The sequence below is a fragment of the Paracoccus acridae genome (assembly GCF_014642735.1).
GTDB classification, from domain to species: domain Bacteria; phylum Pseudomonadota; class Alphaproteobacteria; order Rhodobacterales; family Rhodobacteraceae; genus Paracoccus; species Paracoccus acridae.
The window spans coordinates 299,374-325,098 of sequence record NZ_BMIV01000003.1 but is presented as its reverse complement, the minus strand read 5'-3'; the positions used below and the strand labels follow the sequence as shown (position 1 = coordinate 325,098).

General features: G+C 69.3%; 23 protein-coding genes and 1 riboswitch. Of the genes, 13 read left to right on the top strand and 10 right to left on the bottom strand.

The features are described from left to right. Window positions 1–121 precede the first annotated feature (121 nt). Window positions 122–1,237 carry a chorismate synthase gene (gene aroC / locus IEX25_RS06890; RefSeq protein WP_188714580.1) on the bottom strand — a complete coding sequence of 372 codons (1,116 nt, stop codon included), beginning with the start codon at window positions 1,235–1,237 and terminating at the stop codon, window positions 122–124. Then, window positions 1,234–3,870 (bottom strand): DNA mismatch repair protein MutS, encoded by a 2,637-nt coding sequence (mutS, locus tag IEX25_RS06885; protein WP_188714579.1) that lies wholly within the window; start codon window positions 3,868–3,870, stop codon window positions 1,234–1,236. Before mutS ends, aroC begins: the two co-directional genes overlap by 4 nt. Window positions 3,871–3,929: 59 nt before the next feature. Further along, window positions 3,930–4,026: riboswitch (TPP riboswitch) on the top strand. A gap of 31 nt (window positions 4,027–4,057) precedes the next feature. Here mutS and IEX25_RS06880 point away from each other — a divergent pair. Genes IEX25_RS06880 through thiQ form a run of 3 tightly spaced genes read left to right on the top strand, consistent with a single transcriptional unit; the run spans window position 4,058 to window position 7,246 of the window. Then, window positions 4,058–5,038, top strand: coding sequence for a thiamine ABC transporter substrate-binding protein (locus tag IEX25_RS06880; protein WP_188714578.1), 981 nt, complete (start codon window positions 4,058–4,060; stop codon window positions 5,036–5,038). After that, the gene (locus IEX25_RS06875; protein WP_188714577.1) at window positions 5,014–6,561 is read left to right on the top strand and encodes a thiamine/thiamine pyrophosphate ABC transporter permease ThiP; all 1,548 of its coding nucleotides are present in this window, start codon (window positions 5,014–5,016) and stop codon (window positions 6,559–6,561) included. The genes IEX25_RS06880 and IEX25_RS06875 overlap by 25 nt, the downstream gene beginning before the upstream one ends. Then, entirely contained in the window at window positions 6,554–7,246 is a 693-nt protein-coding gene (thiQ, locus tag IEX25_RS06870; RefSeq protein ID WP_188714576.1) for a thiamine ABC transporter ATP-binding protein, read from the top strand. The genes IEX25_RS06875 and thiQ overlap by 8 nt, the downstream gene beginning before the upstream one ends. On the opposite strand, the gene truB is transcribed toward thiQ, so the two are convergent. From truB to rbfA, 3 genes are read right to left on the bottom strand one after another with little or no spacing between them, the layout of a single operon-like run. Beyond that, complete coding sequence (gene truB, locus IEX25_RS06865; protein ID WP_188714575.1) at window positions 7,234–8,136, bottom strand: tRNA pseudouridine(55) synthase TruB; 903 nt, start codon at window positions 8,134–8,136, stop codon at window positions 7,234–7,236. The genes thiQ and truB overlap by 13 nt on opposite strands. A 53-nt stretch (window positions 8,137–8,189) precedes the next feature. After that, window positions 8,190–8,945, bottom strand: coding sequence for a phosphodiester glycosidase family protein (locus tag IEX25_RS06860; protein ID WP_188714648.1), 756 nt, complete (start codon window positions 8,943–8,945; stop codon window positions 8,190–8,192). Then, complete coding sequence (gene rbfA / locus IEX25_RS06855) at window positions 8,935–9,348, bottom strand: 30S ribosome-binding factor RbfA (RefSeq protein WP_188714574.1); 414 nt, start codon at window positions 9,346–9,348, stop codon at window positions 8,935–8,937. Before rbfA ends, IEX25_RS06860 begins: the two co-directional genes overlap by 11 nt. Window positions 9,349–9,418: 70 nt before the next feature. Between rbfA and dapB the strand changes: the two genes are divergently transcribed. Beyond that, on the top strand, window positions 9,419–10,255 hold the full coding sequence (gene dapB, locus IEX25_RS06850) for a 4-hydroxy-tetrahydrodipicolinate reductase (RefSeq protein ID WP_188714573.1): 837 nt from the start codon (window positions 9,419–9,421) through the stop codon (window positions 10,253–10,255). A 27-nt stretch (window positions 10,256–10,282) separates the two neighbouring features. On the opposite strand, the gene IEX25_RS06845 is transcribed toward dapB, so the two are convergent. Continuing rightward, window positions 10,283–10,885, bottom strand: coding sequence for a COG3650 family protein (locus IEX25_RS06845; protein WP_188714572.1), 603 nt, complete (start codon window positions 10,883–10,885; stop codon window positions 10,283–10,285). A 102-nt stretch (window positions 10,886–10,987) separates the two neighbouring features. On the opposite strand from IEX25_RS06845, the gene tsaE reads away from it, so the two are divergent. The 6 genes from tsaE (at window position 10,988) to hslV (ending at window position 20,457) form a co-directional block, all read left to right on the top strand. Further along, complete coding sequence (tsaE, locus tag IEX25_RS06840) at window positions 10,988–12,388, top strand: tRNA (adenosine(37)-N6)-threonylcarbamoyltransferase complex ATPase subunit type 1 TsaE (protein WP_188714571.1); 1,401 nt, start codon at window positions 10,988–10,990, stop codon at window positions 12,386–12,388. Further along, on the top strand, window positions 12,376–13,044 hold the full coding sequence (locus IEX25_RS06835) for a nucleotidyltransferase family protein (RefSeq protein WP_229665079.1): 669 nt from the start codon (window positions 12,376–12,378) through the stop codon (window positions 13,042–13,044). The genes tsaE and IEX25_RS06835 overlap by 13 nt, the downstream gene beginning before the upstream one ends. Beyond that, window positions 13,037–15,985 (top strand): double-strand break repair protein AddB, encoded by a 2,949-nt coding sequence (addB, locus tag IEX25_RS06830; RefSeq protein ID WP_188714570.1) that lies wholly within the window; start codon window positions 13,037–13,039, stop codon window positions 15,983–15,985. Before IEX25_RS06835 ends, addB begins: the two co-directional genes overlap by 8 nt. Continuing rightward, complete coding sequence (gene addA, locus IEX25_RS06825; protein ID WP_188714569.1) at window positions 15,972–19,373, top strand: double-strand break repair helicase AddA; 3,402 nt, start codon at window positions 15,972–15,974, stop codon at window positions 19,371–19,373. The genes addB and addA overlap by 14 nt, the downstream gene beginning before the upstream one ends. Window positions 19,374–19,432: 59 nt before the next feature. Continuing rightward, window positions 19,433–19,753 (top strand): thioredoxin, encoded by a 321-nt coding sequence (gene trxA / locus IEX25_RS06820; RefSeq protein ID WP_103172010.1) that lies wholly within the window; start codon window positions 19,433–19,435, stop codon window positions 19,751–19,753. Window positions 19,754–19,899: 146 nt separating this feature from the next. Further along, on the top strand, window positions 19,900–20,457 hold the full coding sequence (gene hslV, locus IEX25_RS06815; RefSeq protein WP_188714568.1) for an ATP-dependent protease subunit HslV: 558 nt from the start codon (window positions 19,900–19,902) through the stop codon (window positions 20,455–20,457). Window positions 20,458–20,535: 78 nt separating this feature from the next. Here the strand turns inward: hslV and IEX25_RS06810 are convergent, their stop codons facing one another. Both IEX25_RS06810 and IEX25_RS06805 read right to left on the bottom strand, forming a co-directional pair. After that, a complete protein-coding gene (locus IEX25_RS06810) occupies window positions 20,536–21,027 on the bottom strand; it encodes a pyridoxamine 5'-phosphate oxidase family protein (RefSeq protein ID WP_103172012.1) in 492 nt (163 codons plus the stop codon). A gap of 72 nt (window positions 21,028–21,099) precedes the next feature. After that, window positions 21,100–21,630, bottom strand: a complete 531-nt coding sequence (locus IEX25_RS06805; RefSeq protein ID WP_188714567.1) for a GNAT family N-acetyltransferase — start codon at window positions 21,628–21,630, stop codon at window positions 21,100–21,102. A gap of 114 nt (window positions 21,631–21,744) precedes the next feature. Between IEX25_RS06805 and hslU the strand changes: the two genes are divergently transcribed. The 3 genes from hslU to IEX25_RS06790 all read left to right on the top strand — a co-directional run bounded on the left by hslU (window position 21,745) and on the right by IEX25_RS06790 (window position 24,420). Next, window positions 21,745–23,052 carry an ATP-dependent protease ATPase subunit HslU gene (gene hslU / locus IEX25_RS06800; protein WP_188714566.1) on the top strand — a complete coding sequence of 436 codons (1,308 nt, stop codon included), beginning with the start codon at window positions 21,745–21,747 and terminating at the stop codon, window positions 23,050–23,052. A 47-nt stretch (window positions 23,053–23,099) separates the two neighbouring features. Then, entirely contained in the window at window positions 23,100–23,285 is a 186-nt protein-coding gene (locus IEX25_RS06795) for a PLD nuclease N-terminal domain-containing protein (protein ID WP_103172014.1), read from the top strand. Between the two features lie 67 nt (window positions 23,286–23,352). Next, window positions 23,353–24,420 (top strand): alpha/beta hydrolase, encoded by a 1,068-nt coding sequence (locus tag IEX25_RS06790; protein ID WP_229665078.1) that lies wholly within the window; start codon window positions 23,353–23,355, stop codon window positions 24,418–24,420. Window positions 24,421–24,440: 20 nt separating this feature from the next. Here IEX25_RS06790 and IEX25_RS06785 read toward each other — a convergent pair whose 3' ends face one another. Together IEX25_RS06785 and IEX25_RS06780 are read right to left on the bottom strand one after the other, a co-directional pair. Continuing rightward, the gene (locus IEX25_RS06785) at window positions 24,441–25,022 is read right to left on the bottom strand and encodes a Smr/MutS family protein (protein ID WP_188714565.1); all 582 of its coding nucleotides are present in this window, start codon (window positions 25,020–25,022) and stop codon (window positions 24,441–24,443) included. After that, entirely contained in the window at window positions 25,022–25,678 is a 657-nt protein-coding gene (locus tag IEX25_RS06780) for a Tim44/TimA family putative adaptor protein (protein WP_188714564.1), read from the bottom strand. The genes IEX25_RS06785 and IEX25_RS06780 overlap by 1 nt, the downstream gene beginning before the upstream one ends. Window positions 25,679–25,725 lie beyond the last annotated feature (47 nt).

Here is a 25,725-nt window from a genome sequence, read left to right as displayed (position 1 = left end):
TCTCTCCTGTTTTCTTCACGCCCAGTGCGGGGCTGTGCGTGACCTAAGCGCCCGTGGTGACGCTTGTGCGAAAGAAGCATGACCCTTTTATGACAGACAGGGGTTTTTTGAACCTTTCGCGTCAGTTTTGCGGCAATTCGCCGATCCGGCCGCGCCGTCCGCCGGTCTGCGCCCGGTCCATCAGCAGATGGTCCAGGATCACGCAGGCCGCCATCGCCTCGGCCACGGGAACCGCGCGAATCCCTACGCAGGGGTCGTGGCGGCCCTTGGTGATCAGGTCGATTTCGTTGCCGTGACGGTCGATGGCGCGGCGCGGCGTGGTGATCGAACTGGTCGGCTTGACCGAGAAGCGGACCACGATCGGCTGGCCGGTGCTGATGCCGCCCAGGATGCCGCCCGCGTGGTTGGACAGATAGACCGGCCCGTCCCGGCCCATGCGGATCTCGTCGGCATTGTCGGTTCCGGTCAGGGCGGCGGCCGCCATCCCCTCGCCGATCTCGACGCCCTTCACCGCGTTGATCGACATCATCGCGGCGGCAAGATCGGTGTCCAGTTTCGCATAGATCGGCGCGCCGAGGCCCGGCGGGCAGCCTTCGACCAGAACCTCGATGGCGGCGCCGACGCTGTTCTGGTCCTTGCGGATCCCGTCGAGGTAGTCGGACCACTGGTCCACGGCCGTCGCATCGGGCAGGAAGAAGGGGTTGTCGTCGATCGCCGTTACGTCGAATTTCGCGCGGTCCAGATGCAGCGCGCCCATCTGCACCATGTATCCGGTGATCCGCAGGTCGGGCAGCAACTCGCACAGCACCGCCTGCGCCACGCCCCCGGCGGCAACCCGTGCCGCCGTTTCGCGCGCGCTTGACCTGCCGCCGCCGCGATAGTCGCGATGGCCGTATTTCAGGTGATAGGTGATGTCGGCATGGCCGGGGCGGAAGGCCTGCGCGATCTCTCCGTAATCCTTGGACCGCTGGTCGGTGTTCTCGATCATCAGCTGGATCGGCGTGCCGGTGGTGCGGCCCTCGAAGACGCCTGACAGGATGCGGACCTGGTCGGGTTCGCGCCGCTGGGTGGTGTGCTTCGAGGTGCCGGGACGGCGGCGGTCCAGGAATTGCTGGATAAACCCCTCGTCCAGGGCCACGCTGGGCGGGACGCCATCGACGGTGGCGCCAAGCGCGGGTCCGTGGCTTTCGCCCCAGGTGGTGAACCGGAACACGCGGCCGAAGGTGTTGAAGCTCATGCGGTTTCCTTGCTCAGGGCTTTCAGTTCATAGATCAGGTCCAGCGCCTCGCGCGGGGACAGGGCGTCGGGATGGATGTCCTTCATCCGCGCCTCAAGCGGGCTTTCCTTGGGCCTTGGCGCAACAGGCGCGGGCGGCACGGCGCGGAACAGGGGCAGGTCGTCGATCAGCGCGGCGGGGCGGGCCGCGCCCTCGCGTTCGCCCGATTCCAGCGCGTCCAGCACGGCGCGGGCGCGTTCGACCACGGATGCGGGCAGCCCCGCCAGCCGCGCCACCTGCACGCCATAGCTGCGGTCGGCGGCGCCCTTCCTGACCTCATGCAGGAAGATCACCTCGCCTTCCCATTCGCGCACCGCGACGGTGGCGTTTTCCACGCCGTTCAGCTTGGCGGAAAGCGCCGTCATTTCGTGGTAATGGGTGGCGAACAGCGCGCGGCAGCGGTTCATCTCGTGCAGATGCTCCATCACCGCCCAGGCGATGGACAGCCCATCCCAGGTCGCGGTGCCGCGCCCGATCTCGTCCAGGATCACCAGGGCGCGGTCGTCGGCCTGGTTCAGGATCGCGGCGGTTTCCACCATCTCGACCATGAAAGTGGACCGGCCCCGCGCCAGGTCGTCGGCGGCGCCCACGCGGGAAAACAACTGGCTGACCAGGCCGATATGGGCGCGGCGGGCGGGCACGAAGGCCCCGGCCTGGGCCAGCACGGCGATCAGCGCGTTCTGGCGCAGGAAGGTGGACTTTCCCGCCATGTTCGGGCCGGTCAGCAGCCAGATCGCCGGGGTCTGGCCCTCGGTCAGCGCGCAGTCATTGGCGACAAAGCTTTCCGCCTTGCGCTTCAGCGCGCGTTCCACGACCGGGTGGCGGCCGCCCTCGATGACAAAGGCGCGGCTGTCATCGACCACCGGACGCGTCCAGCCCTCGCCCGTGGCGATGTCGGCGAAAGCGGCGGCCAGGTCGATCTCGGCCAGGGCGCGGGCGGCCTGGGCGATGGCTGCAGCCCGGTCCAGCACGGCGGCGCGCAGGCGGTCGAAGATGCCCCGCTCGATCTCCAGCGCGCGGTCGCGGGCGTTCAGGATGCGCGTTTCCAGTTCCGACAGTTCGACCGTGGTGAAGCGGATCTGGTTGGCCGTGGTCTGGCGGTGGATGAAGGTCGCGTTCAGGGGCGGGGCCATCATGCGTTCGGCATGGGTGGCGGTCGTCTCGATGAAATAGCCCAGCACGTTGTTGTGCTTGATCTTCAGGCTTTGCACGCCCGCAAGCGCCGCATAATCGGCCTGCATCCCGGCGATCACGCCCCGACCCTCGTCGCGCAACCGGCGGGTCTGGTCCAGATCCGCGTCAAAGCCCGCCGCCACGAAACCGCCGTCGCGGGCCAGCAGCGGGGGTTCGGCCACCAGCGCATCGTCCAGCAGGCCGATCAGCGCGTCATGGCCGGTCAGGTCGCGCGCGGCATCCGCCAGCACCGGCGCGGCATCGACGGGCAGCCGCGCCGCGATGGCCGCGCCCTGCGCCAGTCCCGCCCGGATCGCGGCCAGATCGCGCGGCCCGCCTCGGTCCAGCGCCAGCCGCGACAGCGCCCGGTCCATGTCGGGCACCCGCGACAGCGCCGTTCGCAGATCGCCCGTCAGGCGGGGATCATCGACCAGCATCGCCACCGCGTCATGGCGCGCGTGGATCAGCGCCAGATCGCGCGATGGGGCGCCGATGCGTCGTTCCAGCAGCCGCGCGCCCGCCGCCGTCACCGTCCGGTCGATGGCCGACAGCAGCGATCCCTCGCGCCCGCCCGACAGGGCCTGGGTCAATTCCAGGTTGCGCCGGGTGGCGGCGTCGATCCCCATCGCCCCGCCCGCGCGTTCGCGCACCGGCGGGCGCAGCAGGGGCAGCTTCCCTTTCTGCGTCAGGTCCAGATAATCGACGATGGCCCCCATGGCCGACAGTTCCGCGCGGCTGAACGACCCGAAGCCGTCCAGCGTCTCTACGCCATAAAGCGCGCAAAGCCGCCGCTGCCCCGCCGCGCTGTCAAAGGCACTGGCGTGCAGGTCGGTCAGCGCCGCCCCGGCATCCGCCGCCAGATCGCCCAGGCCCGATCCGTCGCAGGCCAGCAATTCGCGGGGCGCAAGGCGCGCCAATTCGGGCGCAAGGCGCGGCAGCGGGCATTCCATCACCTGGAAGGCGCCGGTGGAGATATCCACCCAGGCCAGCGCGCAATCATCCCGCACCTGCGCCCATGCCGCCAGATAGTTGTGGCGCCGCGCTTCCAGCAGCGACTCCTCGGTCAGGGTGCCGGGCGTCACCAGCCGCACCACGTCGCGGGCGACCACGGATTTCGACCCCCGTTTCCTGGCCTCGGCCGGATCCTCCATCTGCTCGGCGATGGCGACGCGGAAGCCCTTGCGGATCAGCGTCAGCAGATAGCCCTCGGCGGCATGGACGGGCACGCCGCACATCGGGATGGGTTCGCCCCCATGGGTGCCGCGCTTCGTCAGCGCGATGTCCAGGGCGCTTGCGGCGGCCACGGCGTCGTCGAAGAACATCTCGTAGAAATCGCCCATGCGATAGAACAGCAGGGCGCCGGGATTGGCCTCGCGGATCGCCAGGTATTGCGCCATCATCGGCGTGGGCTGATCGGTCATGTCCTTCGTCATGGCGGCGTTTCTAGCCGCTTGCGGGCTGCTGCGAAATCCCTACATTCAAAGGCACCTCGGGGGGCCATGTGGCTGAGACGCGAAAGCGGACCCGTTGAACCTGATCCGGCTAACACCGGCGGAGGGAAGGTGACGCTGTCCTTTCTTTCGAACCACTTGTGGAAAGGAGACAGCGATGAAACTGCCCGTGATGCTTGCCCTTCTGGCCGCCACCCCCGCCATGGCGCAGGACAAGCCCGTCCTGACCGTCTATGCGGGCGAATCCATCACCAGCGAATGGGGCCCGGGCCCCAAGATCGAGGAAGGGTTCGAGGCCTTCTGCAACTGCGACCTGCGCTTCGTCACCGGGGACGAGTTGTCCCGCGTGCTGATGGAGGGCGAACGGACCGAGGCCGACATCGTCTTCGGCCTCAACACCGACGTGACCGCCCGCGCCCGCGCATCCGGCCTTTTCGCGCCGCATGGGCAGGATACGTCCGGCTTGTCGCTGCCGGTCGAATGGACCGACGACATCTTCCTGCCCTATAATTGGGGCGAGACGGCCTTCGTCTATGACGAAACCCGGCTGCAGAACCCGCCCGCCAGCTTCGCCGAACTGCTGGAGGCGCCCGACGACCTGAAGATCGTGATCCAGGATCCGCGCTCGTCCGTCAGCGGCCTGGCGCTGCTCTTGTGGGTGAAGTCGGTCTATGGCGACCAGGCGCCCGACGCCTGGGCCAAGCTGGCGCCCAAGGTGCTGACCGTGACCAAGGGCTGGTCGGAATCCTATGGGATGTTCACCGAGGGCGAGGCCGACATGGTCCTGTCCTACACCACCTCGCCCGCCTATCATATCGAGGCCGAGGGCGACGCCACCAAGAAGGCCGCGATCTTTCCAGAAGGCCATTACCTGATGGCCGAGGTCGCAGCCCAGCTTCGCACCACCGACCAGCCGGAACTGGCGCAAGCCTTCATGGACTGGATCCTGACGCCCGAGTTCCAGGCCACCATCCCGCTGGCCAACTGGTCGCTGCCTGCCAAGCTGCCGCAGGACGACTGGCCCCAGGTCATGCGCGACCTGCCCCGGCCCGAAAAGACCCTGTTCTATTCTGAGACCGAGGCCGAGGCGCTGCGTCAGCCCGCGTTGGACGAATGGCTGCGGGCCTTTTCCGGCTGACGCGGGCCGAGGCCGGGGGGGCCATCGCCGCCGGCGGCCTGGCCCTGCTGATCCTGGGGACGCTGGCGGCCGTCGCCTGGGTTGCCCAAGGCCTGTCCGGGCTTGGCCCTTGGGACTGGCGCGCCGTCCGGTTCACGCTGTGGCAGGCCGCGCTGTCCGCCACGCTGTCGGCCCTGCTGGCGGTGCCCGTCGCCCGTGCCCTGGCCCGGCGGCGCTTTCCGGGGCGTGCGGCCCTGGTCACCCTGCTGGGGGCACCCTTCATCCTGCCGGTGATCGTGGCGATCATGGGGCTGATCGCGGTCTTTGGCCGCAACGGCGCGGTCAATGACGCCCTGCGCCTGGCGGGCCTGCCCGAGGTCAGCATCTATGGCTGGCAGGGCGTGATCCTGGCGCATGTGTTCTTCAACCTGCCCTTGTCGGTGCGGCTGATCCTGCAAGGCTGGCAGGCGATCCCCGCCGAACGCTTCCGGCTGGCCGCATCGCTGGGCTTCGGCCCCCGCGACGTGGCGCGGCATCTGGAACGACCGATGCTGCGGGCGGTGCTGCCCGGCGTCTGGCTGGCGGTATTCCTGGTCTGCCTGACCAGCTTCACCGTGGCCCTGGCGCTGGGCGGCGGCCCGCGCGCGACCACGGTGGAACTGGCGATCTATCAGGCCTTCCGCTTCGACTTCGACCTGGGCCGGGCGGCAAGCCTGGGGCTGATCCAGATCGGGCTTTGCCTGGCCGCGATGGCGCTGGCGCGCTGGATCGCCATCCCCGCCGCCTTTGGGGCCGGTCTGGATGCGGACCACATGCCCGCCGCGCCCGGCGGATGGCACCGGATCAGCGACGCGCTTGTGATCACAGGGGCGGCGGGCGTCCTGATCTGGCCCATGGCCGCCGTGATCGCACGCGGCCTGCCGCAGATCCCCGACCTGCCGCCCGAGGTCTGGCAGGCGGCAGGGCGGTCGGTGGTCATGGCGCTGATCTCGGCCCTGCTGGCGCTGGCCTTGTCGCTGACCCTGGCCCTGTCGCTGGCGCGCGGGCGGATGCGCTGGGTGGAAACGGCGGGGATGCTGCCGCTGATCGCCTCTCCCTTGGTGCTGGGAACGGGGCTGTTCATCCTGCTGCGCGGCTGGTTCCTGCCGCAGACGCTGGCGCTGCCGGTGACGGTGGCGATCAATGCGGTGATGGCCCTGCCCTTCGGATTGCGGGCGCTGATCCCCGCCGCGCGGACGCTGCATCGGGATTACGGGCGGCTGGCCGATTCGCTGGACCTGCACGGGCTTGCCCGGCTGCGCTATCTGATCCTGCCCCGGCTGGCCCGGCCGCTGGGCTTTGCGGGCGGGCTGGCGGCGGCCCTGGCGATGGGGGACTTGGGCGTGATCACATTGTTTGCAAGCGACCGGCCGACCCTGCCCTTGCAACTGTTCCAGCTGATGAACTCTTATCGCATGGACGATGCCTCGGCCTGCGCGGTGCTGCTGATGGCGATCAGCTTTGGCCTGTTCTGGATTTTCGACCGTGGGGGTCGCCTTGCTTGAATTCGACGGCATCCATGTCACGCGCGGCAGCTTCACCCTGTCCGCCGACCTGACTGTTCCCAAGGGCGCGCGGGTGGCGGTGATCGGGCCCTCGGGGTCGGGCAAGTCCACGCTGCTGTCGCTGGTCGGGGGGTTTCTGGCCCCGGACCGGGGGCGCATCCGCCTGGGCGGGCAGGACATCACCGCCCTGCCGCCGGGCCAGCGGCCGGTGTCGATGCTGTTCCAGGACCAGAATCTGTTCCCGCACCTGACCGTCGCGCAGAACGTGGGGCTTGGCCTGCGCCCGGACCTGCGCCTGTCGGACCCGCAGCGCGCCCGCGTGACCCAGGTGCTGGCCGAGGTCGGCCTGGACGGGATGGAAACCCGCCGCCCCGCCAACCTGTCGGGCGGCCAGCAAAGCCGCGTGGCCCTGGCGCGCGTCCTGCTGCGGGCGCGGCCCGTGCTGCTGCTGGACGAACCCTTCGCCGCGCTTGGACCCGCCTTGAAGGGGGACATGCTGGCCCTGCTGGCCCGCATCGCCGAGCAGACCGATGCCACGGTGCTGATGGTCACGCATGATCCCGACGACGCCCGCAGCTTCGCGCCCCGGACAATCCTGGTCGATGGCGGCGTGGCCCATCCGCCGGTGCCGACCGGGCCGCTGCTGGACAATCCGCCGCCGGGGCTGCGGGCCTATCTGGGCTGAAGGTTGAAGACCCGTTCCGGCTGCACCAGCCCGCCCTGGTAACGGCCGATGCAGACCGGTCCCGTGGCATCCGCGACCCAGACCAGATCGCCCCATTCCGCCGTGCCCGTCACCTGGCCGGGATTGCCATTGCGGATGCGGACCGCGCCTTCGGGCGTGGCGCGCAGCATGGGCAGGTCGGCCAGCGCGACCTCCAGCGGCAGAAGCTGCGTATCCAGCCAGTTCTGCGCCGCGCGGTCGATCCTGTCGAAGGCCACGCCTTCGCCGGCCTCGAACGGCCCGGACCAGGTACGGCGCAGATGCGCCACATGGCCCAGGCAGCCCAGCGCGCGGCCCAGGTCGCGGGCGATGGAACGGACATAGCCGCCCTTGCCGCAGACCATCTCCAGCCGGGCGGTGCCGGCATCGCAGTCCAGAAGCGTCAGGCTTTCCACCCACAGGGGACGGGCGGCCAAGTCCAGTTCCTCGCCCTCTCGCGCCAGGTCATAGGCGCGTTCGCCATCGACCTTGACGGCGGAAAAGGCCGGGGGAACCTGCATGATGTCGCCGGTGAATGCGGGCAGCGCGGCCTGGATGGCGGCCGCGTCCGGGCGAATGTCCGAGGTCCGCACCACCTCGCCCGAGGCATCGTCGGTCGTCGTCTCGGCCCCCCAGTTGACCGTGAAGTCATAGCATTTCAGCGCGTCGGTGACGGTGGCGACGGTCTTCGTGGCCTCGCCCAGGGCCACGGCCAGCACGCCCGTCGCGTCGGGGTCCAGCGTGCCCGCATGGCCCGCCTTCCTGGCGTCCAGCGCCCAGCGCACCTTGGCGACGACGGCGGTCGAGGTGACGCCCGCGGGCTTGTCCACGATCAGCCATCCATTGACGTCGCGGCCCTTCTTGCGTGCCATCGGCAACCCCCTTGAAATCGAAGGCGGCGGCATAGCCAGCCGCCCGCGCAAGGTCAACCGGCGCTTTCGACCAGTCCGATGATCGGCCCCAGCGAACGCCCGAAATCCGCCCGGTTCATGCCCGGCGCGTAAAGCCGGCTGATCGAGCCGTCGAAATACAGCGCGTCGCGCACCCCCAGCCCGTCGCGGAACAGGCGCCCGAATTCGTGGAAGGTGACCGCCCGGTCGGAAATCGCGAACCAGGCCGTCTGCCCGTCGGGCGAGACGCCGACGCCGTTCCTGACATAGCGGCTGTCGGAATCGACCAGGAAGCGCGGATGCAGGTCGCCGTCGATCACCAGCATCGGCCCCGATTGCGTGGCAAGGCGGCAATCGGGCCGCGCCTGCGCAAAGGCGCGGCTTTCGATCACCTGGAAGGGACGCGCCCCGCCGGTGCAGAAGACGCCGTTCGGCAGCATCCCGAAATTGTCGCGGCTGGCCCCGGTCACGATGGGCTGCAGTTCCACCCCGTCGATGACCAGAAGGCCGACGGGCCGGTAATCGGCGTGATACATGCCCGCGTTCATGGCAAAGGCCAGGCTTTCGCCCGCTCCCAGCGTGGCGCGGACATTGGCGAAGTTGCGCAGCGGCTGGCCGTTCGCATCGTCCTGCCACAACCGCAGCGCGGCTTCGCGGTCGGCCGAAACCTCGCAGACGACATAGCCCTGGCCGTCATGGCTCATGCGGCTGCATCCATCCGCCGCAGCCGGGATGGTCATCGCCACCAGCATCCCCAGGGCCACGCCCAGGGGGCGCAGGTCAATCCTCATCGTCATCCGCGCCTTCCACGTCGCGGCGGACGCGTTCGTCGGCGAACATGCGGCGGGTGTCGTCCAGGCGGTCGAAGGTCTCGTCCAGCTGGAAACGCAGTTGCGGCGCGTATTTCAGCGTCATGGCCTTGGCGACCAGATGGCGCAGCTCGGCCGAATTGCGGCGCAGGGCGGCCAAGGCCTCCTCGGCGTTGTTGCCGCCCAGGGGCAGCACATAGGCGGTCGCCACCTTCAGGTCGGGCGAGGTGCGCACCTCGCCCACGGTGATGGAATGGCGGTTCAGGTCCGGGTCATGCACGTCGGCGCGCAGCAGCACGTCGGACAGGGTGCGGCGGATCAGTTCGCCCACGCGAAGCTGGCGCTGCGAGGGACCGGAGCCATGGGAAAAGCGGTTCTGTGCCATGCGTCCCGATGTAGGGGGTCGCGAGGCGCGCCGCAACGGGATAAGAGGCGGGAAAACATCGGAGGCACCCATGAGCGACTTGCAGAACACCGACACTCCCGTCCTGCCGGGGATCGTGGTCACCGGCGCCTCGGGGCGGATGGGACAGATGCTGGTCCGGCTGATCGCCGAGAACCCCGAGGTGCGGCTGGTGGGCGCGTTGGAACGGGCGGGACACCCCTGGATCGGCCGCGACGTGGGGGAAGCCATGGGCGGCGCGGGTCTGGGCGTGACGGTCAGCGACGACGCGGTGTCGGTGATTGCGCAGGCGCAGGCGGTGATCGACTTCACCGCCCCCGCCGCGACCGTGGCATTCGCCGAACTGACCGCTCAGGCCCGCGCGGTCCATGTGATCGGCACCACGGGCCTGGAACAGGCGCATCTGGATTATCTCAAGGCCGCCGCCCGCCACGCGCCCATCATCCGCGCCGGCAACATGAGCCTGGGCGTGAACCTGCTGACGGGCCTGACCCGCAAGGTCGCCGCCGCCTTGGGCGAGGATTGGGACATCGAGGTGGTCGAGGCCCATCACCGCATGAAGGTCGATGCGCCCTCGGGCACCGCGCTGATGCTGGGCGAGGCCGCCGCCGAAGGGCGCGGCAGGACGCTTGCCGAACTGCGCACGCCCGCGCGCGAAGGCATCACCGGCGCGCGCGAGCCCGGCAGCATCGGCTTTGCCGCGATCCGGGGCGGCGACGTGGTGGGCGAACATGACGTGATCTTCGCGGGTGCGGGCGAACGGATCGTGCTGCGGCACCTGGCCACCGACCGGGCGATCTTCGCGCGCGGCGCCATCCGCGCGGCGATCTGGGGCCAGGACAAGGGGCCGGGCGAATACGACATGCAGGATGTGCTGGGGTTGAACTGACCGACAGTGGCGGCGCGAACCCTGGCCCTAGGGCTGGATCGTGCAGCAGCCCGACAGCATCGACGGCTGTTCCCCATGCAGCACCAGCATGGCCGAAAGCCCGAACAGCCGGTCCGACATGCCGTCCGAACAGATCTGCGGATGCGAGAACAGCGTCATGTCCTGCGCCACGACCACGCGCGACGGATCGCGGAAGACGCCGGTGTCCAGCACAGCCTGGACCGCGCGACGGTCGCCACCCTGGTTTTCGGGACTGCGCAGAACCAGGTCGCCGCCGTCCACCCTGGCGTCCCAGAAGGGCTCGGTCCCCAGGCAGCGGAAGGCGGGCGGCAGTTGCCCCGGCTGCCAGACATCGACCCGATAGGACAGGTATCGCGCCGAGACCCAGCCGGTCCCTTCGCCCGTATTGACCCGCGCCCAGCCGCGGCGTTCCTCGACCACCTCGATCCGGGTGGCATCGGGGGCCAGGGTGCCGATGATGGCGGCCCTGGCATTCGGCTCGGCCCGGATGTTCAGCACGTCGTCGGGCGCGACCCCCGACACGTCGAACAGGGTGGGCAGGATGTATTCCTGCGTGGCCGATGCGGGACCGGCAAGGGCAAGGATCAGGGCAAGGGCTGTGCGGAACATGGCAATCCTCCTGCATCCCAGTCTAGCGGCTTTGGCGCCACATGCCACCGCATCCGTTCACGGATGGTTCCCCCCGCCCGCCGAAGCCGCTAGAACGAAGCCATGACCATGCGCCTGACCGCAGACCAAGACCTGACCGCCGCCTTGGCGCGGATGCTGGCCGCCACGGCGCGGCCCGGCCAGACGATCCTGCTGGACGGGCCGGTGGGCGCCGGCAAGACCCATTTCGCCCGCGCCTTCATCCGCGCCCGCCAGGGCGATGCGGCCGAGGACGTGCCCAGCCCCACCTTCACCCTGGTCCAGACCTATGACGACCCGCTGGGGTCGGAAATCTGGCACGCCGACCTGTATCGCCTGACCGATCCCTCGGAACTGGACGAGCTTGGCCTGGACGAGGCCTTGGCGAACGCCATCTGCCTGATCGAATGGCCCGACCGGCTGGACCGCCTGCCGGGTGGCGCGATCACGCTGGCGATTGCCCCTCAGGCCGATCCAGACCTGCGCGACATCGCCCTGATCGCCCCCGACGGCCCCCGCATCGCTCAGCGCGCGGCTTTCGTGGCGGGGGCGGGTTGGGCGGATGCGCGGGTGCTGCCGCTGGCGGGCGATGCCTCGGCCCGGCGCTATTTTCGGTTGGTCGGGCCGCAGGGCCGCGCGGTGCTGATGGACGATCCCTCGGGCGCCTGCGCGCCCTTCGTGGCGATGACGGAGTGGCTGCGCGGCCACGGCCTTGGCGCGCCCGCGATCCTGGCGCAGGACCAGGCGGCGGGACTGCTGCTGGTCGAGGATCTGGGCGACGACCTTGTGGCCCGTGTGCTGGAACACGATCCCGCCATGGCGCCCGCGATCTATGACCGGATCACCGACCTGCTGGTGGACCTGCACCGCCATCCGGTGCCCGGTTTCGTGGCCCCGCTGGACGGCCCGACCCTGGCCCAGCAGGTGGGCCTGTTCGCCGAATGGTATCCGCAGGCGGCGGGTGCCAATGGCGGAGAGGAGATCGCCCCCCTGATCGCCCGCCTTCACGCCGATCTTGCCGCCGATGTGCCGCCGGTCCTGTCGCTGCGCGATTTCCATGCGGAAAACCTGATCTGGCGGGGCGATGCCCCCTTGGGCCTGATCGACTATCAGGACGCGGTAACCTGCCATCCGGCCTATGACCTCGTGTCCGCGCTGCAGGACGCGCGCCGCGACGTGGACCCGGCGATCGAAGCCGCCTGCATCGCGCGCTATCTGGCCGCCACCGCCATGGACGAGGCCCGCTTCCGCGCCGCCTATGCCCTGCTGGGGGCGCAGCGGAACCTGCGGATCCTGGGCATCTTCACCCGGCTGTGCATCCGCGACGGCAAGCCGCGATACCTGGATTTCATGCCGCGCGTCTGGGGATATGTCCGGCGCAACCTGGCCCATCCGGCGCTTGCGCCCCTGGCCGATGCGGTCGCCGCCCTGCCTGCGCCCGATGCCGCCGTCATCGAAAGGATCCGCGACCGATGCGCCCGCTGATGATCTTTGCCGCGGGGCATGGCACGCGGATGCGGCCCTTGACGGACAGCCTGCCGAAACCGCTGATCCCGGTCGCGGGCCGGACCCTGCTGGACCGCGCGCTTGACCTGGGCCGGGCTGCGGGCGCGGGGCCGGTTGTGGTGAACACGCATTACCTGGGCCCCCAGATCGCCGACCACCTGGCCGGGCAGGACGTGGCGATCAGCGACGAACCGGAAACGATCCTGGATACAGGCGGCGGGCTGCGCCAGGCCCTGCCGCTGCTGGGAACAGGGCCGGTGATGACGCTGAACCCGGACGTGGTCTGGACCGGGCCGAACCCGCTGGCTGCGCTGGATGCCGCATGGCGCGACGACATGGACGCGCTGCTGATGCTGGTGCCGCTGGACCGCGCGGCGGCGCGGCAGGGGACGGGGGACTTCTCACGGGACGCGGAAGGCCGCATCGCCCGCCGGGGCGATTACGTCTATGGCGGGGCGCAGATCATCCGGCCCGATCGGCTGGCCGAGATCCCCGACCGGGTGTTTTCCCTCAACCGCTTGTGGGATCTGCTGATTGCCGAAGGGCGCGCCTTCGGCATCGTCCATGCAGGCGGCTGGTGCGACGTGGGCTATCCCGAAGCCATCCCCCTGGCGGAAAGGATGCTGCATGGCTGAACCCGTCCTCCGCGGCCTTTACGCCCTGCCGCCCGGCACCGACTTTGCCCGCGAATTCGTGGAAGGCTTTCTGGACCGCATGGCGGGCCAGCCGCCCGAGGCCATGGCCCGCGTCACCATCTATGCCAATGCCTCGCGCACCCTGGCCGAGATGAAATGCGCCTTTGACAAGCGCGGACCCCTGCTGCTGCCGCGCCTTTTGCCGGTCACGAACCTGGAAACGCCCACGATGCTGGGCCAGGCCGAGGCCGCGCCCCTGGTCCGGCGGTTGCAACTGGCCCGGCTGGTGGCCCGGCTTCTGGATGCGCGGCGCGATCTTGCGGCCGGCCATTCCATCGCCAGCCTGGCACGGTCGCTGGCCGGCTTGATGCAGGAAATGCAATACGAGGGGCTGGGGCCTGACGCGCTGGAAGGGATCGACACCGGCGATCACGCGCGCCACTGGCAGAACGCCCTGGCCTTCCTGCGCATCGCCGCGCAGTTCCACCTGGAGGGTGCGCCGGTGGACCGGGCGGCGCGCCAAAGGCTTGCGGCGGAACTTATCGCCCAGGACTGGGCGCAGGGGATCAACCTGCCCCCGGGCCCGGTGATCGTCGCCGGATCGACCGGATCGCACGGCGCCACCCGCCTGTTCATGGAGGCCGTGGCAAGGCTGCCCGAAGGCGCGGTGGTGCTGCCCGGCTTCGATTTCGAACAGCCGCAATCGGTCTGGGACAGCCTGGACCAGGGGACCGAGGATCACCCCCAGTCCCGCTTCGCGCCCCTGATCCGCAGCCTGGGCCGCCCGGCGCGATGGACCGGCACAACCCCGCCGGTGCCGCAGCGCAACCGCCTGATCTCGCTGGCGCTGCGGCCCGCGCCGGTGACCGACCAGTGGATCGCCGAAGGCCCTCGCCTGCCCGACCTGATGGCGCCCACCGAAGGCCTGACCCTGATCGAGGCCGACCAGCCGGGGGCCGAGGCCGAGGTGATCGCCCTGATCCTGCGCGACGCGGCCGAACGCCACGAGGCGGCCACCCTGATCGCGGCGGACGGCAACCTGATCCGGCGCGTGAACGCCGCCCTGGACCGCTGGCACCTGCGGCCCGACGAAAGCGCGGGCCAGCCCCTGACGCTGACCGCGCCCGGCCTGTTCCTGCGTCAGGTCGCGGCGCTGTTCGGCCAACCGCTGACCATCGACCGGCTGCTGGTGCTGCTGAAGCATCCAATGACGATCACCGCATCTCCCAGGGTCGGCGTGAACGAGGCGCGGCTGCTGGCGCGGCAACTGGAACTGGAACTGCGCCACAACGGACCGGCCTTTCCCGACGGCAAATGCCTGCGCGACTGGGCCAGCCGGGGCGACGGGCTGCGCAAGGTCTGGGCCGAATGGCTGGCCGATCTGCTGGACCGCATCACGCCCCTGGCCCGCGACCGCGCGCCCCGCCCCCTGCCTGACCGCCTGCGCGACCTGCTGTCGCTGGCCGATGCGCTGGCTGCGGGCCCGGACGGGAATGCGGCGGCGTCCCGGCTGTGGACCGACCGGGGGGGGCCGCTTCTGCGGGCGACCATCGACCACCTGGCCGAACATGCGGGCCACGGCCCAAGCCTGAGCGCCATCGAATTCTGCGCCCTGCTGCTGGACGAGATGGGCCAACAATCCGTCCGCGTCGAAGGCGACGCCCATTACCTGCATATCCGCGGCCCGCGCGAAGCGCGGATCGTGGGCGACGGCCTGGTGATCCTGTCCGGCCTGAACGAGGGCGGCTGGCCGCAGGCGCTGAAGCCCGATCCCTGGCTGTCGCGGCAGATGCGGTCGGCGGCGGGCCTGCCCTTGCCGGAAACCCTGATCGGTCTGGCGGCCCACGATTTCCAGCAGGTGATGGGCCTGCCCCAGGTGATCCTGACCCGCGCCCGCCGCGATGCCGAGGCGGAGACCATCCCCTCGCGCTGGCTGAACCGGCTGACGAACCTGATGGGCGGCCTGCCCGAACGGCGCGGCCCGCAAGCCCTGGCGGCAATGCGCGCGCGGGGCGACCTGTGGCTGGCGCGTGCCCGCGCCGTGTCCCATCCCGCGGGCGCGGTCAGGCCGGCGCCCCGCCCCTCGCCCGTGCCGCCTGCGCTGCCGTTCCGGGAACTGCCGGTCACGGACGTGTCGCTGCTGATCCGCGATCCTTATGCCGTCTATGCCAAGCGCGTCCTTGGCCTGCGCCCGCTGCCGCCCTTGCGCCCCGAACCCGACGCGTCCCTGCGCGGCCAGACGCTCCATTCCATCGTCCAGGCCCTGCTTGAGGCGAAGCCCGCGCCCGATACCCCGCATGCCGTCTTGAAGGCTCAGTTCCTGCGGCTGACGGAAACCGTGCTGGCGCGCGACGTGCCCTGGCCCGCCGCCCGCGCCTTCTGGGCCGCGCGCATGGAACGCATCGCCGACCGGATCGTCGCGGACGAGTTGGACCGGCTGTCCCAGGGGCGCCCGGTCGTGGTGGAAAAGCGCGGCCGGGTGACGCTGTCGGGGATGGATTTCACCCTGACCGCCCGTCCCGACCGGATCGACCTTCTGCATGACGGGCGGGTGGTGATCTATGACTACAAGTCCGGCAAGCCGCCCACGGACAAGCAGATCGCGGCCTTCGACAAGCAGCTGATCCTGGAGGCCGCGATGGCCCGGCGGGGCGGCTTCGATTCGCTTGGCCCGGTGGATGTGGCGGGCATCAGCTATATCCAGCTTGGCGGCGAGGGAGAGACCCATCCCCGCGACTATTCCCCCCAGCTTGAAGCCGAGAACTGGGACGGCTTCCTGCGCCTGGTCGCGGCCTATCTGGCGGGGGGGATCGGATTTGCCTCCATGCGGGCGCCCGAACAGACCAGCTATGCGGGCGATTACGATCATCTGGCGCGATACGGCGAATGGTCGCTGGCCGACGCGCCGCATCTGACGAAGGTGGGCGATGGGCATGGATGAAGCCTCTCTCAACCAGATCGCGGCGGCCGATCCCGCCCGCTCCACCTGGCTGACGGCCAATGCCGGATCGGGCAAGACGCGCGTGCTGACCGACCGGGTGGCGCGCCTGCTGCTGGCGGGGACCGCGCCCGAACGCATCCTGTGCCTGACCTATACCAAGGCCGCCGCGACCGAGATGCAGAACCGCCTTCTGCGCCGCCTGGGCCAATGGGCCATGCTGCCCGAACCCGACCTGCGGCGCGAACTGGCCGAACTGGGCGAGGACGAGACCTCCGGGCCGGGGCCGGATCTTGCCCAGGCGCGGCGCCTGTTCGCCCGCGCCATCGAGACGCCGGGCGGGCTGAAGGTCCAGACCATCCACAGCTTCTGCGCCTCGCTTCTGCGCCGCTTTCCGCTGGAGGCAGGCGTGCCCATGGGGTTCATGGAACTGGACGACCGGTCCGCCCGCGCGCTGCGCGCCGATATCGTCGAAGGAATGGCGGCCGAAGGCGCGCCCTCGATCCGCGACCTGACCGCCCTGGTCACGGGCGACAACCTGGACGCCTTCCTGGCCGGCCTGTCCGAAGCGGATTTCCCGCGCGAACCCCAGGCCGCGCCGATCTGGCGGTCGATGGGCCTGCCGCCCGACCTGGACCAGGCCACCTTGCTGTCGCGCACCTTCCTGGGCGACGAGGGCGATCTGGTGACGGCCCTGGTGCCGATCCTGCGGGGCGGCGGGGCGACGGATGCCAAGCTGGCCGAACAGCTGGCGCGCTGCAACTGGCGCAGCCCCGGCCTGCCCGATCTGCATCTGTTGTGCAAATGCCTGCTGTTCGGCGCGACCGCGCGCGTGCCCTTCGGTCCCAAGATCGGGTCGATTCCCACCAAGGCGCTTCGCGAAGGCCCCTGCGCGGCCTTCATGGCCGATCTCGAGGCGCTGATGAGCCGCGTGGCCGATGCCCGGCCCCTGTCCATGGGCCTGGCCTTGGCGGAAAAGACGCTGGCCTTGCACCGCTTCGCGCATGATTTCACGCGCCGCCTTGCCATCGAGAAGGCCACCCATGGCTGGCTGGATTTCGACGACCTGATCCGCCGCACCGCCGACCTGCTGGACGAATCCAGCATGGCGCAATGGGTCCTGTACCGGCTGGACGGCGGCATCGACCACATCCTGGTCGATGAGGCGCAGGACACCAGCCCCGAACAATGGCGCGTGATCCGGCGGCTGACGGATGAATTCACCAGCGGCCAAGGGGCGCATGACCGGCCCCGCACGCTGTTCGTGGTGGGCGATCCCAAGCAGTCGATCTATTCCTTCCAGGGGGCCGACATCGCCGTCTTCGAATCCGTGCGCGACAGCTTCCGCCAGGATTTCGAGGCCGTGCGCCAGCCCATGCAGCAGCGCGGGCTGGCCCATTCCTTCCGGTCCTCGCCCGCGATCCTGTCGCTGGTCGATACGGTGTTCCAGGGCGACGCGGCCCAGGGCCTGGGCGATCCGCCCCGCCACATCGCCTTTCGCGCGGCGATGCCCGGCCGCGTCGATGTCTGGCCGCCCCTGCCCGAACCCGAAAAGCCCGACCACGGCGACTGGACCACGCCGGTCGATGCCCCGGCGGAAAACGCGGCCGATACCCAACTGGCCCGCGCCGTGGCGCGCGAGGTCAAGGCGATCATCGGCACGCCCATCACCGATGCCAGGACAGGCCAGGTCCGCGCCATCGGGCCGGGCGACATCCAGATCCTCGTCCAGCGGCGGGCGGGGCTGTTCGACGACCTGATCCGCGAGTTGAAGGCGGCGGGCCTGCCCGTGGCGGGGGCCGACCGGCTGAAGCTGGCCGCCGAACTGGCGGTGCGCGACATCACCGCGACGCTGTCGGTCGCCTCGACCCCCGAAGACGACCTGTGCCTGGCGGCGGTGCTGAAATCGCCCCTGTTCGGGCTGTCCGAGGATGATCTTTACCGCCTCGCCGCGGGCCGGGGGCGAGAGCATCTTTGGCAAAGGCTGCGGAATTCGCGGCACCGCGAGGCCTATGAAGTTCTGAACGACCTGCTGACCCAGGCCGACGTGCTGCGCCCCTATGACCTGATCTCGCGGCTTCTGGTGCGGCATGGTGGGCGCGCCGCCCTGCTGGCCCGCCTGGGACCGGAAGCCGAGGACGGCATCGACGAGCTTCTGTCCCAGGCGCTTGCCTATGACAGCGTGGAAACGCCGTCGCTGACGGGCTTCCTGGTCTGGCTGGGCAGCGACGACGTGCAGATCAAGCGGCAGATGCCGGGCGGCGCGAACGGGCTGATCCGGGTGATGACCGTGCATGGGTCCAAGGGCCTGGAAAGCCCGGTGGTGATCCTGCCCGAAACCCGCAAGCGCAGGCCGGGCCGGGGCCAGCCCCTGATCCGGCTGGGAGACATTCCCGCCTGGCGCGGCCTGTCCGTGGACCGTCCCGACCCCGTGGCCCTGGCCGTGGCCGATCTTGAGCAGCGGCAGGAAGAAGAACGGCGCCGCCTGCTTTATGTGGCGATGACGCGGGCGGAAAGCTGGCTGATCGTGGCGGCGGCGGGCGATTGCGGATCGGGGCTGGAATCCTGGCACTCGATGATCTCGGTCGGCGTCGAACGCTGCACCCTGGACCGCTGCACGATCGAGATCGACGGGATCGGCAGCGCGCAACGGCTGTCCTTCGGCACCTGGCCCGAGGGGCCGGTCGCGTCCGAGGTGACGCTGGCCTCGACCGCGCAGGCCCCGGAATGGGCGGGCCGCCGCGCCCCCCCGGCCCCGCCGCGCGAATTGGCGATCGCCGCCACCGCCCTGGGCGGGGCCAAGGTGATCGGCGCGCCCGCGCCCGGCGCCGACCCCGATGCCGCCATGCTGCGCGGCACGCGGCTGCACCTTTTGCTGGAACATCTGCCCCACCATCCCGCCGCCGACTGGCCGCGTGTTGCGCGCGCCCTGCTGGCCGGGGCCGAGGGGGGCCTGCCCGACGCGGCCGAACTGGCGGACCTGCTGGCCGAGGCCGCGGGCGTCATCACCGCCCCCGACCTGGCCGAGATCATGACCCCCGACCCTGCCGCGCAGGTCTTGTCCGAAGTGGAACTGACCGCGCCCCTGCCGGGCATCGGCACCGTCCACGGCAGCATCGACCGGCTGATCGTGACCGATGCGCGGATCCTGGCCGTGGACTACAAGTCGAACGCGGTCGTCCCCAATCGCCCCGAGGACACGCCCGAAGGCATTTTGCGGCAGATGGGGGCCTATCGCGCGGCGCTGCGGATGATCTGGCCGGACCGCCCTGTCGAGCTGGCGATCCTGTGGACCGCCGCGCGCAGCCTGATGGCGATCCCCGATCCGGTGCTGGACCGGACGATGGCCGCGCTTGACCCGGCCCTTGACCGGGGGGCCATGGCTTCATAGCTGTTGGGTGACAGTTTTCGCCGCATCCCGTCGGCGCCATCCCTGAAGGAGCGTTTCCCATGGCCACCCAGCCCGTCACCGACAGCCAGTTCGACGCCGAAGTCCGGCAGTCCGATACCCCCGTGATCGTGGATTTCTGGGCGGAATGGTGCGGACCCTGCAAGCAGATCGGCCCCGCGCTGGAGGAATTGTCCGAGGAATATGCGGGCAAGGTCAAGATCGTGAAGGTCAACATCGACGAGAACCAGGAACAGGCCGCAGCCCTTGGCGTGCGCGGCATCCCGGCCCTGTTCATGTTCAAGGGCGGCGAGGTCGTGTCGAACCGCATGGGCGCCGCCCCCAAGGCTGCGCTGAAAAGCTGGATCGACGAATCGATCTGATCGCGTCCCGACAGCCGAGGGGCGGCGGCCTGCGGGCCGCCGCCCTTTTTCATGGCTTGAAGCGGTCGCAGGCAGGGCAATGGGGCCATGGGTTGCAAGGCGGTGGCCCTGCCCATATCTGCAAGCCGAAATGGAAGGAACTTCTTATGGCGGATGACAGGTTTCCCGGCTGGCACGGCACCACGATCCTGGCGGTGCGGCGCGGCGGCAAGGTGGTGGTCGCGGGCGACGGTCAGGTCAGCGTCGGACAGACGGTGATGAAGGGCACGGCCCGCAAGGTGCGTCGCCTGTCGCCGGGCGGGCGCGACGTGGTGGTGGGCTTCGCCGGATCGACCGCCGATGCCTTCACCCTGCTGGAACGGCTGGAAAAGAAGCTGGAATCCGCGCCGGGCCAGTTGCAGCGCGCCTGCGTCGATCTGGCCAAGGACTGGCGCATGGACAAATACCTGCGCAACCTGGAAGCCATGCTGATCGTCACCGACGGGCAGGGCCTGTATGTCGTGACGGGCGCGGGCGACGTGCTGGAACCCGAACATGACGTGGCCGCCATCGGATCGGGCGGGAACTTCGCCCTGGCCGCCGCGCGGGGGCTTATGGAAACGGATCTGGATGCGGAAGACGTGGCCCGCCGGGCCATGGCGATCGCCGCGGACATCTGCGTCTATACCAACGGCAAGCTGACGGTCGAAACCCTGGCGGGCTAGGCTGCGGCAGAACGGCAAAAGACCGCGCCGAAGCGCGGTCTTGGTTCTGCGGGTTGGCGCGGGCCGTTCAGGCGGATGTCACAACCGCACGGTCGCCACGTTGTCCTTGTAGCTTTCCTTGGGATCGCTGATGCCAAGCGCCACCATGGCGCCCGCGACGATGCTTGACGCATCCAGCCAAATCTCGGCTTTTTGCGGATCGAAGCGCAGCAGGACCAGCTTGGGGTCGTCCTTGCCTTCCTCGTACCAGGCGGCGACATGGCTGTTCCACAGCCGATCCACCACCGCCCGGTCGGTATCCTCGGTCAGCGACCCTTCGATCGAGGCCCAAAGATCGTGGCCCTTGGACACGAAATGCGCCGCCGCGTCCTGCGCGCCACCCGCCAGCTTTTCCACCAGGGCATTGTCGCGCGACGTGAAGAACCACAGCGGCCCGTTGTCCCCTTCCTCGATCTGCGAGGTCATGGGCCGGGTATGGCCATGTTCGCCGCCGACCAGGCCCAGCATCACGGTCATGTCAGAGCGAAGGGCCTTCCACAGGCGGGCTTTCAGTTCGTCAGGCGTAGGCATGTCTTGTCCTCCGGTGTTCGGGTGCCGGGGGCAACGTGGCGCCCCGCCGATTGTTCCCCGGGACAATGGCGCCTAGGATTCCTCGTGACGCATCAGAAGACAGTCGCCCATCCGGCCGGCCAGGGCCGCGATGGGGCGAAACCCGGCCTTCCAATAAGCCCGGATCGCCCGCAGGTTCGTCTCGTCCGGGTCTATGATGATGGTGCCATGCCCTTCCGACCGCAGCAGCGCCACGAAGGCCCGCAAGACACGCGACCCCAGGCCCCGCGACAGAAGATCGGGCGGACCGATGGACAGATCGACGCCCACCGCATCGTCGGGCAGGTCCATCACCCAGGGCGCCTCGGACAACCAGGGCTCCACCCGCGCGTCAGCGATCCGCCAGACCTGGATATAGCCGGTGGGCTGCCCGTCCAGACGGAACAGGAAGGCCCGGGTGCTGTCGCGCCCTTCGACGATGTCGCGAAGATAGCCAAGCTCGGTCTCGACATCGCTGCTCCACCATTCGCGCCAATGGGGCTGGTCCATCCAGCGCGCGATCAGGGGAAGATCCGCGGCGGTGACGGGGCTGAAGGACAAGGCGGGCGGGGTCGTCGGCGTCATGATCGCCATCATGCCGACGGGCGGACCCGCCAATCAAGCACAGTCTGTCGGCGCCCTCCCTTCAAATTGCGTGTCCAAGCCTATATCTGCCGCTTCAAACCGAAAGGCAGACCCATGACCGACCTGACCCCGCGCGAAATCGTGTCCGAACTGGACCGCTTCATCATCGGCCAGAAGGACGCCAAGCGCGCCGTGGCGGTGGCGCTGCGCAACCGCTGGCGCCGCAAGCAACTGGGCGACGACCTGCGCGACGAGGTGTATCCCAAGAACATCCTGATGATCGGGCCGACCGGCGTCGGCAAGACCGAGATCAGCCGCCGCCTGGCCAAGCTTGCCAACGCCCCCTTCATCAAGGTCGAGGCGACCAAGTTCACCGAGGTGGGCTATGTCGGCCGCGACGTGGAACAGATCATCCGCGACCTGACCGATGCCGCGATGATCGACACCCGCGAACGGATGCGCGAGGCGGTCAAGGCCCGCGCCCACAAGTCGGCCGAGGATCGCGTGATCGAGGCCCTGGCCGGCAAGGACGCGCGCGACGGCACCCGGCAGATGTTCCGCGACAAGCTGAAGCGGGGCGAGCTGGACGACACCGTGATCGAGCTTGAGGTGCAGGACCATTCGAACCCGCTGGGCACGATGGAGATTCCGGGCCAGCCGGGCGCCAGCCTGGGCGGGATGATGGATCTGTCGGGGCTGATGAAGGCCTTTGGTGGACGTCGCGTGCGGCGCAAGCTGACGGTCGCCGAAAGCTATGACCTGCTGATTGCGGAAGAAGCCGACAAGCTGCTGGAGGACGACGCCGTCAAGGCCGCCGCCCTGGACGCGGTGCAGCAGAACGGCATCGTCTTCATCGACGAGATCGACAAGGTCTGCGCGCGCGCCGATGCACGCGGCGGCGATGTCAGCCGCGAGGGCGTGCAGCGCGACCTGCTGCCGCTGATCGAGGGCACGACGGTTTCCACAAAATACGGCCCGGTGAAGACCGATCACATCCTGTTCATCGCCTCGGGCGCCTTCCATGTCGCCAAGCCCAGCGATCTGTTGCCGGAACTGCAGGGCCGACTGCCGATCCGGGTCGAACTGCGCGCCCTGACCGAGGAAGACTTCATCCGCATCCTGACCGAGACCGACAATGCCCTGACGCGCCAATACACCGCCCTGATGGCGACCGAGGGCGTGACCGTGGGCTTTGCCGATGACGGGATCGCCGCCCTGGCCCGCATCGCGGCCGAGGTGAATGCATCGGTCGAAAACATCGGCGCCCGCCGCCTTTACACCGTGATCGAGCGGGTCTTCGAGGAACTGTCCTTCAGCGCCCCCGACAAGGGCGGCGAGACGGTCGAGGTCGATGCGGCCTATGTCGAACGCCACCTGGGCGATCTGGCGCGGTCCACCGATCTGTCGCGTTACGTCCTGTAAGGAACCGCCCGGCGCGGTTGGGGGTTGGCACCGAAAGGGGGACTGGCATGGGTTACGTTTTCGGAATCATCATCTTCGTGCTGGATGTCTGGGCCATCGCGTCCGTCATCAACACGAATGTCAGCATGGGCACCAAGATCCTGTGGATCGCCCTGATCGCGATTCTGCCCGTGGTCGGGTTGATCCTGTGGTACTTCATGGGCCCGAAGGCGAATTACGGCGGTCCCGCATGATGCCGGGACTGGCCTGACGCCGGTTTCTCTGACAGGTTCGCCGCAACCGTTTCCCTGAAGGTGACGCTTGCGGCGTTTTCTTTTGTGTCTTGTGCTGATCCTGGCTGCCTGCGCCCCGCGCGGCACCCTTGTCATGGCGCCCGAAGGATACCGGCCTTCGATCCTGGAAACCGTCTGGATCGCATCCCAGCGCACCCCTGACGGGCAGCATGTGCCGCAGCCGTGGTTCTCGCGCATCGACGTTTCGGTTCCCCCCGAACGGGCCGCCGGAGATCTGGCCTATCCCCGGCCCGACGGCGACCCCGCCGCGCAGTTTCTGGTCAGCGGCGGCGGGCGCCTGGCAGGCGCCGACGCCTTTCGCCGCGCCATCGAAGCCGACCTGGCCGGCCGCGCGCCCGACGACCGGGACATCATCCTGTTCGTGCATGGATACAACTACAGCTTCGCCGAAGGCGTCTATCGCACCGCGCAACTGGCCCATGACCTGCGCCTGCCGGGGGTCCACGCGCATTTCTCCTGGCCCTCGCGGATGAAGCCCTATGCCTATTCGGGCGATCGGGATGGCGCGCTTTATTCGCGCGACGGATTGGTGCAGACGATCGACCTGCTGGCCCGGACGCGCGGCCGCGGCAAGATCGTGCTGATGGCCCATTCGATGGGCAGCCAGTTGCTGATGGAAGGATTGCGCCAGATGGCCCTGTCGGGACGGCGCGACCTGATCGAGCAGGTGGACGGCGTGGTCCTGATCTCGCCGGACCTGGATCTGCGGCTGTTCCGGTCGCAGGTCCGCGCCATCGGGCCGCTGCCCCGGCCTTTCGTGATCCTCACCTCGCCCAGGGACCGGGCGCTGCAGCTGGCGGCGCTGATCTCGGACGAGCCGGTGCGGCTGGGCAACATCCCCGACGCGCGCCCGGTGGCCGATCTGGACGTGATCGTGGTGGATACCGGCGCGTTCGACACGGGATATGGCCATTTCAACCTGGCCGATTCACCCACCTTGCAGCAGATCCTGCGCCGTGCAGGGGATCTGGACAACATCCTGCCCCAGGAAGGCGGCGTCGCGCCGGGCCTGATCGGCGGGGCGGTCAGCCGGGTGGAACAGGCGGTCCAGGTGGTGCTGTCGCCGGCCTTCTAGCGGCGATGCGGCAGCGTCTTCTAACCCCTGCGGCGCAGATAGACGTAATAGGCCCCCTCGCCCCCGTGGCGGTAATGCGCGGCCGTGACCTGCTGGACCACGCCCGACAAGGGCGGCATGTGCAGCCAGTGCGGCACCTGATGGCGCAGCGCGCCGGACCGCGTGGGCAGGGGACCGTGATCCCCCTTGCCCTTGCCGGTGATGACCAGCACCAGCCGCCGCCCCTGGGCGTGGCAGGACAGGATGAAGCCGATCAGTTCGGGATGCGCGGCCGCCAGCGTGAGCCCATGCAGATCCAGCCGCGCCTCGGGCACCAGCTTGCCCTGGGCCATGCGGCGGTGGGTCTTGGGGTCCATGCGCAGAGGTTGCTGGGACAGGCGCTGCGCAGGGCTGGGGGAATGGGAAACGGAAAGGGGCCGCGACGGGACCATCTGGCCGATCTGGAAATCCGGCACGGCCGCCCGCAGTGGGGCGGGCTTGGGCGCCGGGCGCATTTCGGGATCGGCGGCCTTGGGCCGTTCGGGGTGCAGGGGCACGGCGCTGCGGGCGACGCGCGCCCACAGATCCTTGTCTTCAGGGGTCAGACCCCGGCGACGGGCCATCAGCCGGTCGCGACCAGCTGCCAGTTCGGATCGTCCTGCCCCATGCGCCGGGCAAAGGTCCAGGTGTCGCGCTGCTTGCGCGGGGCCTTGGGATCGCCTTCGACCACATTGCCCGCCGCATCGCGGGTGGCCGCGATCAGTTCGCCCACGAAGCGGACCGTTACCATGCCCATGCCTGTGGCCGGATCGTATTCCGCCCCTGCCAGCGCGGTTTCGCGCGTGCCGATATACTGCGCCGTGACCGTATGGCCATGGGCGGCGCGGGCGTCGATCACCGACTGGAACGCCTCGGCCACCGGCTCGGACAGGAAGGGCCGCACATCGGACAGGTCGCCGCGCTCAAAGGCCATCAGGATCATCTCATAGGCCGATTTCGAACCGTTGAGGAAATCCATCACGCCGAAGGACGGCTCGGCCGACTTCATCGCGGCCAGGGCATGGGCGGTCGGGCTGCCGGCCTCGGCATGGTCCAGGATGTCGTGATCGGCCTCCTCGGCCGTGCCCTCGATCACGTCGAAGCGCGGACGGGGGGTGCTGGGAGCCTCGACCTGCGGAGGTTCGTAGCCGTCGCGCGTCCCAAGGACATTGCGCAGCCGCAGGATCAGGAAAATCGCGATCCCGGCCAGGACAAGCAACTGCAACAGCGGGTTGTTCATGCGATTTGGCCTCTTATCCGACTTGGCTGGTATCTGCGATCTGGGCC